The 17,237-nt window shown below is 57.2% G+C and carries 9 protein-coding genes, 2 tRNA genes, 3 rRNA genes and 2 pseudogenes; 4 read left to right on the top strand and 12 right to left on the bottom strand.

Annotated features, from left to right (window positions below):
* Window positions 1-38: 38 nt before the first annotated feature.
* From qhpG to AB4N91_RS17220, 5 genes and pseudogenes are all read right to left on the bottom strand, one after another.
* Complete coding sequence (gene qhpG, locus AB4N91_RS17200) at window positions 39-1,328, bottom strand: flavin-dependent monooxygenase QhpG (RefSeq protein ID WP_458369370.1); 1,290 nt, start codon at window positions 1,326-1,328, stop codon at window positions 39-41.
* Complete coding sequence (gene qhpE, locus AB4N91_RS17205) at window positions 1,325-2,002, bottom strand: subtilisin-like serine protease QhpE (protein ID WP_010458395.1); 678 nt, start codon at window positions 2,000-2,002, stop codon at window positions 1,325-1,327. The genes qhpG and qhpE overlap by 4 nt, the downstream gene beginning before the upstream one ends.
* Complete coding sequence (locus AB4N91_RS17210; protein WP_010458394.1) at window positions 1,992-3,710, bottom strand: ABC transporter ATP-binding protein; 1,719 nt, start codon at window positions 3,708-3,710, stop codon at window positions 1,992-1,994. Before AB4N91_RS17210 ends, qhpE begins: the two co-directional genes overlap by 11 nt.
* Window positions 3,710-5,614 carry a sigma-54-dependent Fis family transcriptional regulator gene (locus AB4N91_RS17215; protein WP_460111313.1) on the bottom strand — a complete coding sequence of 635 codons (1,905 nt, stop codon included), beginning with the start codon at window positions 5,612-5,614 and terminating at the stop codon, window positions 3,710-3,712. The genes AB4N91_RS17210 and AB4N91_RS17215 overlap by 1 nt, the downstream gene beginning before the upstream one ends.
* 246 nt (window positions 5,615-5,860) lie before the next feature.
* Window positions 5,861-6,067: pseudogene (locus tag AB4N91_RS17220) on the bottom strand (histone deacetylase family protein); the annotation flags it as partial.
* On the opposite strand from AB4N91_RS17220, the pseudogene AB4N91_RS17225 reads away from it, so the two are divergent.
* Window positions 6,066-6,203 (top strand): annotated as a pseudogene (locus AB4N91_RS17225) (LysR family transcriptional regulator); the annotation flags it as partial. The pseudogenes AB4N91_RS17220 and AB4N91_RS17225 sit on opposite strands and share 2 nt — an antisense overlap.
* Window positions 6,204-6,215: 12 nt before the next feature.
* Here AB4N91_RS17225 and mrdA read toward each other — a convergent pair.
* Entirely contained in the window at window positions 6,216-8,108 is a 1,893-nt protein-coding gene (gene mrdA / locus AB4N91_RS17230; RefSeq protein WP_010458391.1) for a penicillin-binding protein 2, read from the bottom strand.
* A gap of 274 nt (window positions 8,109-8,382) precedes the next feature.
* Between mrdA and AB4N91_RS17235 the strand changes: the two genes are divergently transcribed.
* The gene (locus AB4N91_RS17235) at window positions 8,383-9,306 is read left to right on the top strand and encodes a TIGR03571 family LLM class oxidoreductase (RefSeq protein WP_010458390.1); all 924 of its coding nucleotides are present in this window, start codon (window positions 8,383-8,385) and stop codon (window positions 9,304-9,306) included.
* Window positions 9,307-9,420: 114 nt separating this feature from the next.
* Here AB4N91_RS17235 and rrf read toward each other — a convergent pair.
* The 5 genes from rrf to AB4N91_RS17260 all read right to left on the bottom strand — a co-directional run bounded on the left by rrf (window position 9,421) and on the right by AB4N91_RS17260 (window position 14,651).
* A 5S ribosomal RNA gene (gene rrf, locus AB4N91_RS17240) occupies window positions 9,421-9,536 on the bottom strand.
* 158 nt (window positions 9,537-9,694) lie between these two features.
* Window positions 9,695-12,586 (bottom strand): 23S ribosomal RNA (locus AB4N91_RS17245).
* Window positions 12,587-12,826: 240 nt separating this feature from the next.
* Window positions 12,827-12,902 (bottom strand) — tRNA-Ala (locus tag AB4N91_RS17250).
* Between the two features lie 10 nt (window positions 12,903-12,912).
* A tRNA-Ile gene (locus AB4N91_RS17255) sits at window positions 12,913-12,989 on the bottom strand.
* 123 nt (window positions 12,990-13,112) lie between these two features.
* A 16S ribosomal RNA gene (locus tag AB4N91_RS17260) occupies window positions 13,113-14,651 on the bottom strand.
* The 16S, 23S and 5S rRNA genes sit together here with 2 tRNA genes alongside, the layout of an rRNA operon.
* Window positions 14,652-15,321: 670 nt before the next feature.
* Between AB4N91_RS17260 and rhtA the strand changes: the two genes are divergently transcribed.
* Window positions 15,322-16,209 (top strand): threonine/homoserine exporter RhtA, encoded by an 888-nt coding sequence (rhtA, locus tag AB4N91_RS17265; RefSeq protein WP_460111317.1) that lies wholly within the window; start codon window positions 15,322-15,324, stop codon window positions 16,207-16,209.
* 168 nt (window positions 16,210-16,377) lie between these two features.
* On the top strand, window positions 16,378-16,659 hold the full coding sequence (locus AB4N91_RS17270; RefSeq protein WP_010461128.1) for a hypothetical protein: 282 nt from the start codon (window positions 16,378-16,380) through the stop codon (window positions 16,657-16,659).
* Here the strand turns inward: AB4N91_RS17270 and AB4N91_RS17275 are convergent.
* Complete coding sequence (locus AB4N91_RS17275; RefSeq protein WP_102595806.1) at window positions 16,646-17,218, bottom strand: TetR/AcrR family transcriptional regulator; 573 nt, start codon at window positions 17,216-17,218, stop codon at window positions 16,646-16,648. The two genes, AB4N91_RS17270 and AB4N91_RS17275, sit on opposite strands and share 14 nt — an antisense overlap.
* Window positions 17,219-17,237 lie beyond the last annotated feature (19 nt).

Below are 17,237 nucleotides of genomic sequence, written 5' to 3' on the forward strand. Positions count from 1 at the left end.
TCGCTGATCGTTCCCACGCTCTGCGCGGGAACGATCGGTTAGGGTTTGAAGCCTTGCGACAGTAACCAACTCCGAACCATCCGCCCCTGCTCCACCGTCAACCCCGCCAGCACCTGCTCGGCCGGTTCGGTCTGCAACCGCCGCACCAACGGCGCCAGTTCAACCCCCTGCACATGCCAGATCCCCAGCGGCTGATCCGCCGTGATCACCACCTCGGCGTCATCGACAAACCCATCTTTCAACACCGGCGCCCGCTCAATCCTCAACGCCGCAAAATCCGCCTCGGCATGGGCCACTTCAGCATCCGGCCACTGCCGCCGTGCCTGCCAGAACGGCTGCTCCAGCCACCTCTGCTCATCGGCGTAAAAGTCGCGACCGATCCGCGCAAAGCGCAAAAACAGCTGCTCCACCCGCTGCTGATGAAACCGTTGGGCCAGCGCCGCCCGTTCCGGTTTACGCAATAACGTGTTGATCACCGTGGGCGCCTGTAACGCTGAAGACAAGGACTGGAAAATACCATTGCCCGACAGCGGATCCACCGCCATCGCGGCATCGCCGACCCGGATCCAGTGATCACCACAGACCTGCGGACTCAAAATCGCCGTGCTGCTGCGCGCATGCAGTTGGAGATCGGTCTCAGGCCCGACACCGAAAAACTCACGCGCCCATGCCGAACCCTGACGCCGTGCGCGGCAGTAATCCAGCAACGTCGCCTTGCCCGGCAATTGCGCGCTGGCCACGTCCACCGTCCATTGCCAATAACACTGACCGTCGGCCCGCCGCGCCATCCACGCCCAGCCGTCCTCAAGGCTTTCCACCGCGCTGGCGGTGCTGCCCGGCGTGCCTTGCCAACGATTGAGCAGGCTGACCGTCTCCGGCCCGCGCAGGCCTTTGCCCAGTGCGGGCGCCTGGCGTCCGCGGGCCTCTACCAGAAAATCCGCAAGCAGCGCCTCGCGCCCTTCAATCTCGACCCGATGCCCCACCCCCGAGGCCTGAACGCTCAGCACCCGCCCTTCGATCAGCTCAACACCAGCCAGACGCAGGTCTTCGCGCAAACCTCGGTCGAAACTCGGGCGATCCAACAGAAATTCGATGTTCTGCGCATGTTGCTGACCGTTCCACGACACCTGCCGCTGGGAGGGCAACGCCGCATCCGCCAACGCCTGCTGCAGGCCCGCGCCGCGCAAGGCCTCCAGTACCCGAAGCGAAACGCCTTCCAGTGCCGCAAACCGGCGCCACTCGCTGACCAGGGTCACCGCATAACCGAGTCGCCGCAAACCCAGGGCGACTGCCGCCCCGGCAGGTCCAGCGCCAAGAATCACAATCATGCGCCGAAGCGCCGTTCAGGGCCACGATAGCGGGCGTTCTCGCGCAGCCACTCGATGACGTGCTCGTTACTCGCGTCGGGATGGGCAACCAGGAAACTCGCAATATGTCCGCTCAACGCCGCACACCCAAGGCTCGCACCGGACTGTCCCGGATAGGTCCCATGCACGCACGCCGCGAAATCGGCCTGGGCACTGTTGAGCCACGACCATTCATGCTCGGCACAACGCGCATCGCCGGTGACGCGCAGCACCTGTGGATAATTCGCCGGATACACACCCTCGCCCTGGGCCGGGCTGGAGGCACACAACAAAATGCCCCGCGCCACCGCCGCTGCGCAGGCTTCGCGCAACAGGCTGCGATCCTGGCGTAATCCAAGGCTCAAATTAATCAAGCGAACATCCTGCGCCACCAGCCAGTCGATGGCACTGGCGATCTGCAAGGCGCTGGTGACGCCGCGCTGGTCAAACACCTGCCCCACGCAAAACACCGCCGCAGGGGCTCGCCGCCCGATGGCTTCGATCACCGCGCTGCCGTGGCCCAGCGGGTCGTCACGCAAGTCGCTTTCGGCCAGGCCATCCTCCAGCAGCGAAAAACGCCGTCCGGCGATCACCTGCACCCGCTGCGCCGCCGAATGTCCGCTGTCGACCACGCCAATCCTTAGCTCAGGCTTCATGCAGCACCGCTTTTGAAATGAGTACGCCGTCGAGCAATTCAAAACGCACATCAGCATCAGCCAGCGTGGAAGGACGATGGCTGATCAGGATCCGCGTGCGCCCGGCAAACAGTCGGTCGATGGCCTCGATGACTTCGCGCTCGGTGGCTTCATCCACCGCCGAGGTCGCTTCATCCAACACCAGAATCAGCGGATCCTGCAACAACGCCCGGGCGATGGCGATCCGCTGTTTCTGCCCGCCGGACAACTGCTGGCCGCGTTCGCCCAACGGACTGTCGAGACCTTCGGGCAACGATTCGATCAGGCTGTCGAGTTGCGCCAGTCTTGCGACTTCGGCAATCGCTTCACGGCTGGCGTCCGGCACCGCGTAAGCGAGGTTGTCGGCCAGGCTACCGCGAAACAGCACGATGTCCTGACTGACCACGGCTATCCGCCGACGCAGCTGGAACAGGTCCAGTTCACGCAGATCGACCTCGCCCAGCAGCACCCGGCCAGCTTGCGGATCGTGATGGCGTTGCAGCAGATCGATCAGCGTTGATTTACCGACGCCGGAGCCGCCGCTCAGGGCGACTTTCAAGCCATAGGGAATTCGCGCTTCGATGCCGCGCAAGGTCGTCGGACGACCGGGATGGCTGAAGTGCACGTCGTCGAAACGCAACTCGCCAGAGGTCGGCATCGGCTTGGGTTCAACCGGTGTTAGCACGGTGGGCTCTTCACCACGCAGTTCCATGACCCGGCCAAGGCTGACGGTCATCCGCTGAATCGCGACATAGAGCCCGAGCAGGCTCTGAACCGGTCCGACCGCCATCCCCAAGTACGTGGAAAACGCGATCAGCGCGCCCAGTTGCCAGGTCCCCTGCACCACCCAATAACCGCCAATCAAAAACGCACAGGCCCGGGACAATGACGTCAGCGTGCCGGGCACCGCCTGGGTAAAAAACTCGGTGACTTGCAGGCGCAGCAGCTGGCTCATATAGCCTTGACCAAGCGACTCCAGACGGCGCGATTCGCGTTGTTGCTGGCCGGCAGACTGGATGAATTTCATCACCGGCAAGGTCTCGACCATGAACGAGGACATGTCCGCCGAGCGCTCGCGCAACTGCCGTACATCGCGCTCGACTTTGCGCCGCATCCAGCGTAGCCAGAGGATGTCGAGGGGAATCAGCACCAATGCCAGCAGTGAAAGTTTCCACGACAGGGTCAGCAGCATCGCCACCGCCACCACCAGGCCAACCACGCTCGATACCGCCGAGAACAGCGAATCCACAGCGAAGCGCTGGATCTCCGCAACGTCGCCATCGAGGCGCGACATCAGATCACCGATGCGCCGCTGTCCATAGAAGCTCGGTGACAGGGTTTGCAGATGTCGATAAAGGTCGTCGCGCAGGGAGAACAGAATCCGCCCGGACAGTCGCGTGTGCAGGTAGCGATTGATCCCCGACAGCGCCGTGCCGAGCAGCCCGGCGAGAATCATCAATCCGGCAATCAACACCAGCATCGGGAAGTTTTTCGCCAGCAAGCCATCGTCGATCAACAGTTTGGTCAGCCACGGCTGCACCAGCACCAGCGACGAAGCGCAGACCGACAAGCCGAGCAGCCCGGCAATCGCCAATCGATGCGGGCGTACAAAACTGTAGAGCCAACGCAACGCCGCTTGCAGGGCTTCGGGGTTCTGGCTGTCGATCAGCCGAACGATCAAGCGCTGCATCACGAACGCAACTGTTTGAGCTTGCGATACAGGGTCGCGCGGCTGATGCCCAAGGCGTCGGCGGCGGCCGAGACGTTGCCCTGATGGCTGTCCAGGGCTTGGCGGATCAGCTCCAGTTCGTTTTCGCGAATGCTGCCCGATGCCGGGCGTTCAGTGGCGGTCAGTTCGTCGAGCATGCTGTCGGGCAGGTGGTCGAGGGTGAGCACCGTGTCCCCGGTTTCGCGCATGGCCAGCGCGGTGCGCAGGACCATTTCCAGTTGGCGAATGTTGCCCGGCCAATGGTAGCCGTCGAGCAAGCGGCTCAGATCGTCATGCAGGACCATCGTCGGGGCATCAAGTTTGGCCAGCAGACGGGCAACCAAACCGCTGAAATCCTCGCGCTCGCGCAGGGCCGGGAGCATCACGCTGATGCCGTTGACCCGGTAGAACAGGTCTTCACGGAAGTGCTTTTCTTCGACCAGGCGCTTGAGGTCTCGGTGGGTGGCGCAGATCAGCGCGACGTCGATGTCTTGTTCCTCGCCCGCGCCCAGCGGCGCCACTTTACGGTCCTGCAACACCCGCAGCAGACGGGCTTGTAAGGCCAGCGGCATGTCACCGATTTCGTCGAGGAACAAGGTGCCGCCGTGGGCCTGTTGCAGTCGTCCGATCATGCCGCCACGACGGGAGCCGGTGAAGGCGCCTTCGCGGTAGCCGAACAGTTCCGACTCGATCAGGCCTTCAGGGATTGCCGCGCAGTTCACCGCAACGAAAGGTTTGTCACAGCGGGTTCCGGCCATGTGCAGCGCACGGGCGATGACTTCTTTACCGGTGCCGGTTTCACCGAGCAGCAATACCGGCAATTCATTGGCCAGCCCTTGGCGGGCCATGCGCAAGGCCCGGGCATAACGCACGTTACTGCCGGCCAGGGATTCGAGATCCGGTTGTGGCTTGGCGGTTTTCGCGGGGCTGCGCGGCGGTGTGCTGACGTTGATGGAACGTTGCGGCGCCCGCAGGGTTTTGTAGAAGAATTCGCCTTTGGCGGTCTGCAAACTGCCGACGCCACCTTGATGCAGACGGGACAGCAATTGCAGGCCATCGACACCGAGAAACTCCTCGCAACGCCGACCGACCAGGGCCGAACGCTCGGCACGCAGCAACTGACAGGCTTGCGCGCTGACCGCCAGGATCTGTCCGCCGAGACTCACCGCCAGCAGGCCCTGCCAAGGGGATTCAAGGTATTGCCGACGGCTGTGGAACGCGAGGACGATTTCGTCCGGGTAACTGGCGTTGAACACGCGGCTTTCGATCTGGCTGACGGCCATGGCCAGCAATGCTGTGCTGTCATGAACGCGGCCGAGGGGGCCTTCGCGGGTCAGGTCAAGGACGCCGAGGATGTCGCCTTGGGGGCAATGGATCGGCACCGATGTGCAGGAGAAATCGCTGAGACGATCGAGGTAATGCTCGCCGCAATCGATCATCGTCGGCCGGGCTTCCACCAGTGCGGTGCCCAGTGCGTTGGTACCACGAGCGGCTTCGCTCCAGCAGGCGCCCAGGGTGATGTCTTGCAGGCCGCTGCCCTTGAGGCGGTCGGCGCGTCCTTCGACGGCGAGGATGGTGGCGTCGGAGTTGGCGAGGATGATCAGGCCTTCCTTGCCTTGGCGTTCAGCCAGGTAGTCGATGGCCGGTAATGCGGCGTCGATCAGCAGGCGATTGCTTGCCAACAGCACGTCGAGGCTGGCGCTCGATTCCAGCGCCAGTTCGTGCTTGGCGTTGAAATGCACGCCATGGCTGAGGCTGCGCCGCCACGACGCATCGATTTCTGCCCGCAGAACACCATCGGGGACTTCGCCCTCCAGATGGAGTTTTTCCCGGGCCAGCCGGGCTTCGCGGTGCAGCTTGGGAGAAGGTGTTTTTATTAGCGTCATCAAGCGCTCCGGATCGGTCCGCTTTGCGCCTTTCAAGTTCAGCGCCCTGCCGCAATCTTTACGTTAACGTCAGGGCGATGGCAAGTGCCTTACAGCACTTGCGTTCTGTCAGGTGGACCGAGTCATCGTTCTTCGCGGGCAAGCCTCGCTCCTACAGGATTGAGGCGAACCAAAATTTCCCCCCAGGCAAATAACCTGTAGGAGCGAGGCTTGCCCGCGAAGGCGACGTACCTGGCCCCAATGATCTCAGAGCTGCCACACCTCGGCATTCACAAAAAACGCCCGGGCATTGTCCTCAAGACTCTCCAGGTGATACCCGCCCTCCTGCACAATCAGACACGGCAACCCAAGGCTACGAATCCGTTCGCCCAACACCGCAAACCCTTCACGGGTCACTGCCACTTTGCGCTGCGGGTCCAGTTCGAAAATATCGAACCCCAGGGACAGCACCAGATTGCCTCCGGAGGATGGGGTGGTGGGTTTCGATATTCAGCTGTTGTGGACCCGCGAGCATAAGATGAGTCAAGCCGAAACGGTCTTCCTCGAAAGCTTCCAGCACATGCTCAGTATTCGCGAGACTGTGCTGTGAAACTTTGAGCGCTTAGACGTGAGGGTCGCCCGGAGCTTTGCTCGGCGTGGCGTATTGCGGCTTGAGATGGCCGTCCTGATCGAGTAACCAGGCGTCCATGATCTGCCGCACCACAGGGCCGGCGACGCGACCACCGGCCTCACCGTTTTCAATCATCACCGAGATGACGATCTTCGGGTGCTCGGCCGGGGCGAAGCCGACGAACAAGGCATTGTCGCGGTTGCGCTCCAGGGTTTTCGCCCGGTTGTAGCGCTCGCCTTGCTTGATCGCGACGACTTGCGCGGTACCACTCTTGCCGGCAATGCGGTACTGAGCGCCTTGCGCGGCGGCTCTGGCAATCCCGCGGGCGTCGTGCATCACCATCTGCATGCCATGGTTGACCTGCTCCCAGTCACGCGGATCCTTGAGCAGGATGTTCGGCATAGGGTGCTCGTCCACCGGCGCTACGCCATCCACGGTCTTTGCCAGGTGCGGTCGGTTCCACACACCTTTGTTGGCAATCAGCGCGGTGGCCTGGGCCAGCTGCAGCGGCGTGACCTGCATATAACCCTGGCCTATGCCAAGGATCACGGTTTCGCCCGGGAACCAGGCCTGACGGCGCGTGGCGCGCTTCCACGCTTGCGATGGCATCAAGCCGGCAGACTCTTCGAACATGTCCAGCGAGACTTTTTCGCCGAGGCCGAACATGGCCATGTAGTCGTGCAGGCGATCGATGCCCAGCTTGTGGGCCAGGTCATAGAAGTAGGTGTCGTTGGAGCGCATGATCGCCGCGTCCATGTCGACCCAGCCGTCGCCGCTGTGGTTCCAGTTACGGTATTTGTGATCAAAGTCCGGGAGCTGGTAATAACCGGGGTCAAAGACGCGGGTCTGAGGGGTGACGACGCCAGCGTCGAGGCCGGCAATGGCTACTTCGGGCTTGATGGTCGAACCCGGCGCGTAGAGGCCGCGCAGAACGCGGTTGAACAGCGGCCGATCGATGGAGTCGTGCAGCGCCGCGTATTCCTTGAAGCTGATGCCGGTGACGAACAGGTTCGGGTCGAAACTGGGCTTGCTGACCATGGCCAGCACTTCACCGGTCGACGGATCGAGCGCCACCACCGAACCACGACGATCACCCAAGGCTTCCTCGGCCGCTTCCTGAAGTTTGACGTCCAGGCTCAGGACAATGTTTTTGCCGGGGATCGGATCGGTGTGCTTGAGCACTCGCAGTACGCGGCCCTGGGCATTGGTTTCGACTTCTTCGTAACCCACCTGGCCGTGCAATTGCGACTCGTAGAATTTTTCAATGCCGGTCTTGCCGATGGATTGGGTGCCGCGATACTCCACCGTGTCGAGGGCTTTGGATTCTTTTTCGTTGATACGACCAACGTAACCGATCGAGTGCGCAAAGTGTGCGCCAAACGGGTAATGGCGCACGAACTGGGGCTCGACATCGATCCCCGGCAGACGGAACTCGTTGACCGCGAGAACCGCGATTTGCTGTTCACTGAGCTCGTAGAACAGAGTGACCGGCACGAACGGGTGGCGCGCCTGCTTCATGGCCTTGTCGAACAGTGTCCGGTCTTCGGCTGGCAAGTGCAGGAGGTTGACCACCTCATCGAGCTCCTCTTTGACATCGGAGGCGCGTTCGCGGGTGATGGTGAGGTTGAAACTGGGACGGTTATCCGCGAGGACTACGCCGTTGCGGTCGTAGATCAGCCCGCGGGTCGGGGTGATCGGCAGGACATGGACGCGGTTGTTTTCGGAGATGGTCGAGTGATAGTCGTATTCGACCACTTGCAGGACATACATGCGCACCACAAGCGCGCAGGAAATGGCGGCGACGAACAAGGCGCAGGCGATCAGCCGCTTGTTGACCAGACGCGTTTCTTTTTCGTGGTCCTTGATGGGTATCGGTTCGGGCATTTCTGTAGCGGCTCTATGACTAAAAAAGGGGGGCGATCCCTAGGCCTGCAAATCAATCCGTTAAAAAACGAGCTGCACCATACCAAAAACTGTGCAGTCACTTTAGTGGGATTTTCTCGAATGGTTGTCCTTGAAGGTCAAAACTTCGATCGACTTTTTCTTTGACTCGTGCGCTTTGCTCAAGATTGATATTCCGATTCATGCATTTTTCTTGTAGATGAGCCTGTAGATACTGGGTGCATGTCATTCCATTTTGTTGTTTGGGAGTCTTTTCATGCATCCACGATTTCAACGATTACTCGGCTCGAATGGATTTTCCATCGGACTGGAACTGCCGCTGGATAACGATTGGTCCAGTGATGGACAGCGGCTGCGGATCGCTCAGGATCGGCCTTTTGGCGTCCCCGACTTGAAGCAGCACGCGGCGATGGCACGTTTGGCTGACAACGCCGGTTTTCGCGCACTTTGGGTACGTGATGTGCCGGTTTACGACCCCAACTTTGGCGACGCTGCACAGGTCTTTGAGACCTTTTCTTACCTTGGGTATTTGGCCGGGATTACGGAGAACATCATGCTCGGTACAGCAGCGGTTGTGCTGCCATTGCGTCAGCCTTGGCTAACGCTCAAGGCCGCCAACAGTGTTGATGAACTGAGTGACGGGCGTCTGCTCCTTGGGGTGGCCAGTGGTGACCGGCCGATGGAGTATCCGTTGTTTGGGGTGGATTACGATCAGCGCGGGGAGATCTTTCGCGATACGGTTGAATTGATCCGTAGCCAGGGTGAAGGTCGTTTACCTGAGGGCGCTCGCCTGTTACCGGAGCGAGATCAGCCTATGCCACTGCTGGTTGCAGGTCTTGGTCAACAATCACCGGCCTGGATTGGTGAGCACATGGATGGTTGGCTCGCCTACCCTGGTACGCCGGATGAGCACCGACGTCGAGTGGGGCTGTGGAGGGAAGTTGGAGGCGATAAGCCTTATATCAGCTTCGTACACTTGGACCTGACTGCTAATCCTCATACCCCCATGCGACGTGTGCGCTTCGGTGGCAGTTGTGGACGGCTGGCCTTGATTGATGAGCTTCAGGCGTTACGTGAGGCTGGTGTGCAGCATGTCGGCTTGCACATGCGTCGTAGCGAACGCCCTGTGGCAGAGGTTATTGAAGAGATAGCTGAATACGTTCTGCCGAAGTTTCACTAACGATGCTGCTGAAACCTGGGATAGCCCGTCGGCTATCCTTTTTTGTCACGCCACTTTCCTGCGGACAAAACAAAACCCCTACCTGCATACGCAGATAGGGGTTTCGGAATTTAATCTTGACGATGACCTACTCTCACATGGGGAAACCCCACACTACCATCGGCGATGCATCGTTTCACTGCTGAGTTCGGGATGGGATCAGGTGGTTCCAATGCTCTATGGTCGTCAAGAAATTCGGTAGCCAGGTCGTTTGCCTTACGGCGCACGCTCCAGCGAATGGGTATGTGATAGATCTCGGTGTTTGTGAACAATCGAACTTTCGGTTCATTTCGTCTTCACACACCGCAATCTGGTGCCCTTTCAGGTCAGCAAATTGCTTGGGTGTTATATGGTCAAGCCTCACGGGCAATTAGTATTGGTTAGCTCAACGCCTCACAGCGCTTACACACCCAACCTATCAACGTCGTAGTCTTCGACGGCCCTTCAGGGGACTCAAGGTCCCAGTGAGATCTCATCTTGAGGCTAGTTTCCCGCTTAGATGCTTTCAGCGGTTATCTATTCCGAACATAGCTACCCGGCAATGCCACTGGCGTGACAACCGGAACACCAGAGGTTCGTCCACTCCGGTCCTCTCGTACTAGGAGCAGCCCCTCTCAAATCTCAAACGTCCACGGCAGATAGGGACCGAACTGTCTCACGACGTTCTAAACCCAGCTCGCGTACCACTTTAAATGGCGAACAGCCATACCCTTGGGACCGGCTTCAGCCCCAGGATGTGATGAGCCGACATCGAGGTGCCAAACACCGCCGTCGATATGAACTCTTGGGCGGTATCAGCCTGTTATCCCCGGAGTACCTTTTATCCGTTGAGCGATGGCCCTTCCATACAGAACCACCGGATCACTAAGACCTACTTTCGTACCTGCTCGACGTGTCTGTCTCGCAGTCAAGCGCGCTTTTGCCTTTATACTCTACGACCGATTTCCGACCGGTCTGAGCGCACCTTCGTACTCCTCCGTTACTCTTTAGGAGGAGACCGCCCCAGTCAAACTACCCACCATACACTGTCCTCGATCCGGATAACGGACCTGAGTTAGAACCTCAAAGTTGCCAGGGTGGTATTTCAAGGTTGGCTCCACGCGAACTGGCGTCCACGCTTCAAAGCCTCCCACCTATCCTACACAAGCAAATTCAAAGTCCAGTGCAAAGCTATAGTAAAGGTTCACGGGGTCTTTCCGTCTAGCCGCGGATACACTGCATCTTCACAGCGATTTCAATTTCACTGAGTCTCGGGTGGAGACAGCGCCGCCATCGTTACGCCATTCGTGCAGGTCGGAACTTACCCGACAAGGAATTTCGCTACCTTAGGACCGTTATAGTTACGGCCGCCGTTTACCGGGGCTTCGATCAAGAGCTTCGCGTTAGCTAACCCCATCAATTAACCTTCCGGCACCGGGCAGGCGTCACACCCTATACGTCCACTTTCGTGTTTGCAGAGTGCTGTGTTTTTAATAAACAGTCGCAGCGGCCTGGTATCTTCGACCGGCATGGGCTTACGCAGTAAATGCTTCACCCTCACCGGCGCACCTTCTCCCGAAGTTACGGTGCCATTTTGCCTAGTTCCTTCACCCGAGTTCTCTCAAGCGCCTTGGTATTCTCTACCCAACCACCTGTGTCGGTTTGGGGTACGGTTCCTGGTTACCTGAAGCTTAGAAGCTTTTCTTGGAAGCATGGCATCAACCACTTCGTGTTCTAAAAGAACACTCGTCATCAGCTCTCGGCCTTAGAATCCCGGATTTACCTAAGATTCCAGCCTACCACCTTAAACTTGGACAACCAACGCCAAGCTGGCCTAGCCTTCTCCGTCCCTCCATCGCAATAACCAGAAGTACAGGAATATTAACCTGTTTTCCATCGACTACGCTTTTCAGCCTCGCCTTAGGGACCGACTAACCCTGCGTCGATTAACGTTGCGCAGGAAACCTTGGTCTTTCGGCGTGGGTGTTTTTCACACCCATTGTCGTTACTCATGTCAGCATTCGCACTTCTGATACCTCCAGCAAGCTTCTCAACTCACCTTCACAGGCTTACAGAACGCTCCTCTACCGCATCACCTAAGTGATACCCGTAGCTTCGGTGTATGGTTTGAGCCCCGTTACATCTTCCGCGCAGGCCGACTCGACTAGTGAGCTATTACGCTTTCTTTAAAGGGTGGCTGCTTCTAAGCCAACCTCCTAGCTGTCTAAGCCTTCCCACATCGTTTCCCACTTAACCATAACTTTGGGACCTTAGCTGACGGTCTGGGTTGTTTCCCTTTTCACGACGGACGTTAGCACCCGCCGTGTGTCTCCCATGCTCGGCACTTGTAGGTATTCGGAGTTTGCATCGGTTTGGTAAGTCGGGATGACCCCCTAGCCGAAACAGTGCTCTACCCCCTACAGTGATACATGAGGCGCTACCTAAATAGCTTTCGAGGAGAACCAGCTATCTCCGAGCTTGATTAGCCTTTCACTCCGATCCACAGGTCATCCGCTAACTTTTCAACGGTAGTCGGTTCGGTCCTCCAGTTAGTGTTACCCAACCTTCAACCTGCCCATGGATAGATCGCCCGGTTTCGGGTCTATTCCCAGCGACTAGACGCCCTATTAAGACTCGCTTTCGCTACGCCTCCCCTATTCGGTTAAGCTCGCCACTGAAAATAAGTCGCTGACCCATTATACAAAAGGTACGCAGTCACCCAACAAAGTGGGCTCCCACTGCTTGTACGCATACGGTTTCAGGATCTATTTCACTCCCCTCTCCGGGGTTCTTTTCGCCTTTCCCTCACGGTACTAGTTCACTATCGGTCAGTCAGTAGTATTTAGCCTTGGAGGATGGTCCCCCCATATTCAGACAAAGTTTCTCGTGCTCCGTCCTACTCGATTTCATGACTAAGAGATTTTCGCGTACAGGGCTATCACCCACTATGGCCGCACTTTCCAGAGCGTTCCGCTAATCTCAAAGCCACTTAAGGGCTAGTCCCCGTTCGCTCGCCACTACTAAGGGAATCTCGGTTGATTTCTTTTCCTCAGGGTACTTAGATGTTTCAGTTCCCCTGGTTCGCCTCTTAAGCCTATGTATTCAGCTTAAGATAACCATCTTATGATGGCTGGGTTCCCCCATTCAGACATCTCCGGATCAAAGTCTGTTTGCCGACTCCCCGAAGCTTTTCGCAGGCTACCACGTCTTTCATCGCCTCTGACTGCCAAGGCATCCACCGTATGCGCTTCTTCACTTGACCATATAACCCCAAGCAATCTGGTTATACTGTGAAGACGACATTCGCCGAAAATTCGATAATACTCAATTAAGAGCAACTCACAAATTTTACCTTAGCCTGATCCGTTACCAGTGAAAGTAACGTTCAGTCTATCTTTCTATCACATACCCAAATTTTTAAAGAACGATCTAATCAAAGACTAGAAATCAATATTCACACCGGAATATTCATTTCTAAACTCTAACAGCAGAAGCAGTTATATGGTGGAGCCAAACGGGATCGAACCGTTGACCTCCTGCGTGCAAGGCAGGCGCTCTCCCAGCTGAGCTATGGCCCCATAACAAAATTGGTGGGTCTGGGCAGATTCGAACTGCCGACCTCACCCTTATCAGGGGTGCGCTCTAACCAACTGAGCTACAGACCCAATTTCGAGCGCGCAACTGTTAGCTTGGAGCTATCAGCTTGGAGCTTAAAGCTGCTTCTATCGTCTTCTTCAATGAATCAAGCAATTCGTGTGGGAACTTATGGAGCAGCTGATGTCGTCGATTAAGGAGGTGATCCAGCCGCAGGTTCCCCTACGGCTACCTTGTTACGACTTCACCCCAGTCATGAATCACACCGTGGTAACCGTCCCCCCGAAGGTTAGACTAGCTACTTCTGGTGCAACCCACTCCCATGGTGTGACGGGCGGTGTGTACAAGGCCCGGGAACGTATTCACCGCGACATTCTGATTCGCGATTACTAGCGATTCCGACTTCACGCAGTCGAGTTGCAGACTGCGATCCGGACTACGATCGGTTTTCTGGGATTAGCTCCACCTCGCGGCTTGGCAACCCTCTGTACCGACCATTGTAGCACGTGTGTAGCCCAGGCCGTAAGGGCCATGATGACTTGACGTCATCCCCACCTTCCTCCGGTTTGTCACCGGCAGTCTCCTTAGAGTGCCCACCATTACGTGCTGGTAACTAAGGACAAGGGTTGCGCTCGTTACGGGACTTAACCCAACATCTCACGACACGAGCTGACGACAGCCATGCAGCACCTGTCTCAATGTTCCCGAAGGCACCAATCCATCTCTGGAAAGTTCATTGGATGTCAAGGCCTGGTAAGGTTCTTCGCGTTGCTTCGAATTAAACCACATGCTCCACCGCTTGTGCGGGCCCCCGTCAATTCATTTGAGTTTTAACCTTGCGGCCGTACTCCCCAGGCGGTCAACTTAATGCGTTAGCTGCGCCACTAAGAGCTCAAGGCTCCCAACGGCTAGTTGACATCGTTTACGGCGTGGACTACCAGGGTATCTAATCCTGTTTGCTCCCCACGCTTTCGCACCTCAGTGTCAGTATCAGTCCAGGTGGTCGCCTTCGCCACTGGTGTTCCTTCCTATATCTACGCATTTCACCGCTACACAGGAAATTCCACCACCCTCTACCATACTCTAGCTTGTCAGTTTTGAATGCAGTTCCCAGGTTGAGCCCGGGGATTTCACATCCAACTTAACAAACCACCTACGCGCGCTTTACGCCCAGTAATTCCGATTAACGCTTGCACCCTCTGTATTACCGCGGCTGCTGGCACAGAGTTAGCCGGTGCTTATTCTGTCGGTAACGTCAAAACAGATACGTATTAGGTAACTGCCCTTCCTCCCAACTTAAAGTGCTTTACAATCCGAAGACCTTCTTCACACACGCGGCATGGCTGGATCAGGCTTTCGCCCATTGTCCAATATTCCCCACTGCTGCCTCCCGTAGGAGTCTGGACCGTGTCTCAGTTCCAGTGTGACTGATCATCCTCTCAGACCAGTTACGGATCGTCGCCTTGGTGAGCCATTACCTCACCAACTAGCTAATCCGACCTAGGCTCATCTGATAGCGCAAGGCCCGAAGGTCCCCTGCTTTCTCCCGTAGGACGTATGCGGTATTAGCGTCCGTTTCCGAGCGTTATCCCCCACTACCAGGCAGATTCCTAGGCATTACTCACCCGTCCGCCGCTCGCCACCAGGTACAAGTACCCGTGCTGCCGCTCGACTTGCATGTGTTAGGCCTGCCGCCAGCGTTCAATCTGAGCCATGATCAAACTCTTCAGTTCAAACATCTTTGGGTTTTTAAGAAACCCTAAACTTGGCTCAGCAATCGTTGGTTACATCTTTGATTTCTCGCGGAGTAACTTGTGATGCTGATAATCTTGTTGACTATCAGTCTGACTCCACAAGCACCCACACGAATTGCTTGATTCAGTTGTTAAAGAGCGGTTGGTTAAGATCTTTCGTCTCAACCGAGGCGCGCATTCTACAGCAGCCTCTGTTGCTGTCAAGCGGTTATTTTCAGAAGTTTTCAAAGTTTCCTTTGCAACTTCAACCACTTGCGCTTCCGATCTCTCGTTAGCGGGAGGCGAATTCTACAGCGTTACTCGCTGCTGTCAACACCTCTTTTTCTCCGCTTTCGACCGAGAAGATCGAACCGTCAATCAAGCCAAACAACCCCGCCTGATCAACTCCTTCTGGACTTCGATGACCTGAAGCAACTCGCTGTCGAAAACTGCGTAACTCTTTGTTTACCAAAGAGTTTTCCGTTTCGACTGCGCCGGAAGTGGGGCGAATTATAGACTTCCAGAATCTGCCGTCAACCCCTGATTTGGCTTTTCTATCAGGTTGCCCAAAATCGCTGCTTATATATAGACGCGACCGTCGCGAATGCGCAATATATTGCCCAAACCATAGAACAACACTTTCGCTTCCCACTTCGGACGATGCCACGCTATGAATGACCATCCCCGCAGCCTCGTCTCGACCCTGTTCTCGGTGGGCCTGCTTTTAATAGCCATGGCGTCGATCCAGTCCGGCGCCTCATTGGCCAAAAGCATGTTCCCGATTATCGGCGCTCAGGGGACCACCACCCTGCGGCTGCTCTTCGCCAGCGTGATCATGCTGATCCTGTTGCGCCCATGGCGAGCGAAGCTCACCGCAAAATCCTTGCGTACCGTTATCGTCTACGGGATGGCACTGGGCGGCATGAACTTCCTCTTCTATATGTCTTTGCGCACCGTCCCCCTGGGTATTGCCGTCGCCCTGGAGTTCACCGGGCCACTGGCGGTGGCTATCTATGCCTCACGCCGCCCAATCGACTTTTTGTGGATTGCCTTGGCGGCTATCGGCTTGCTGCTATTGATACCGACAGGTGCGACAAGTGCGGGAATCGACCTGGCAGGCGCCAGTTATGCCTTGGGTGCAGGGGTGTGCTGGGCGCTGTACATCCTGTTCGGCCAGAAGGCCGGCGCCGACAATGGCGTACAGACCGCAGCGTTGGGAGTGATGATTGCCGCACTGTTCGTCGCGCCTATCGGCATCGTCCATGCCGGTGCCGCCCTGCTGACTCCGTCATTGATCCCCGTGGCCATCGCTGTCGCCCTTCTGTCCACCGCCCTGCCCTATACGCTGGAGATGGTCGCGCTCACCCGAATGCCAACCCGGACTTTCGGCACATTGATGAGCATTGAACCGGCTATTGGCGCGCTTTCTGGCCTGCTGTTTCTCCACGAATACCTCACACTGTCACAGTGGATGGCGATCATGTGCATCATTCTGGCTTCCGTGGGGGCGACCATGACCATGGGAAGTGCTGCCAAGCCCGCGGTCGCGGCGGATTGATACAGGATTTGACGCAGGTCTGGTATTTGCCGCTCAATTAGGCCATGTTTAGGCCCGCAACCGAATGTCATCCAAGGATTTTTCAGGATAGGGATATCAGAACGCTTCAATCGAAAGCGAATGCAGCCACACCCGGGCGCGAGATCCGGGAGCGCTATAAGGACAGTAATGAAACGAATTTTGCTATTGATTGCCGTGCTCGCAATTGCGGGTTGCGCGGCGACATCGAAAACACAAGTCAAACATGGCAAGAAAGGGCTGCATATCAATTGTTCAGGGCTTTCGTCATCCTGGGACAAGTGCTACACCAGCGCCGCCAACTCGTGCGCGCCCAAGGGTTACAAGGTCATCGCCAAGTCGGGAGATGCCGTGGAAGAACCAGGTGATTATCCATTTGGTCTCAACCCTGCCGGCTATACCAGCCGAAGCATGATCGTCATTTGCAAATAGGTTGATGCCGCCCGGCAATCTGGCGGCCAATCTCATCGTAACTGGACTTCAGCACGGTGCGCTGGATGCCGGGAGTGGCCAGCATTCGCGCCACGACCAAGGCACCGATGCATTGCGACAGAATCGCCCACGCCAGACTGTCGCTTTCCAGAATACTTGCCCAACGCTCCTGCAGCCGACAAATCCAGACCTCCGCCTCCTGGCGAACAGCGATATCTGAACGAGCAATTTCGGCTCCCAATACCGGTAATGCACAACCGGACTCCGGGTGCTCGACATGGGCCATGCTCAGATAATGCTTCAGGCAACGTTCGAGCCTGTCGCAATCCTGATCAGCACCCAAACGCTCCAGGCTTTGGCACAACTCGCGTTCAACGATCGAAGCGAACAGTTCGTCCTTCGACGAAAAGTGACTGTAGAAAGCAGCACCACTCAAGCCGATCGCCTTCATCAGCCCGTCGACGCCTACCGTGGAAAAACCGGACTTTTTGGCCGAAACCGCGCTGCTTGTCAGCAGTTTCTCTCTAGTTTCCAGCTTGTGATTGGCCGAGTAACGCATTGCCTTGCCCTCAGGATTG

The sequence above is a fragment of the Pseudomonas sp. H3_D04 genome (assembly GCF_054669175.1).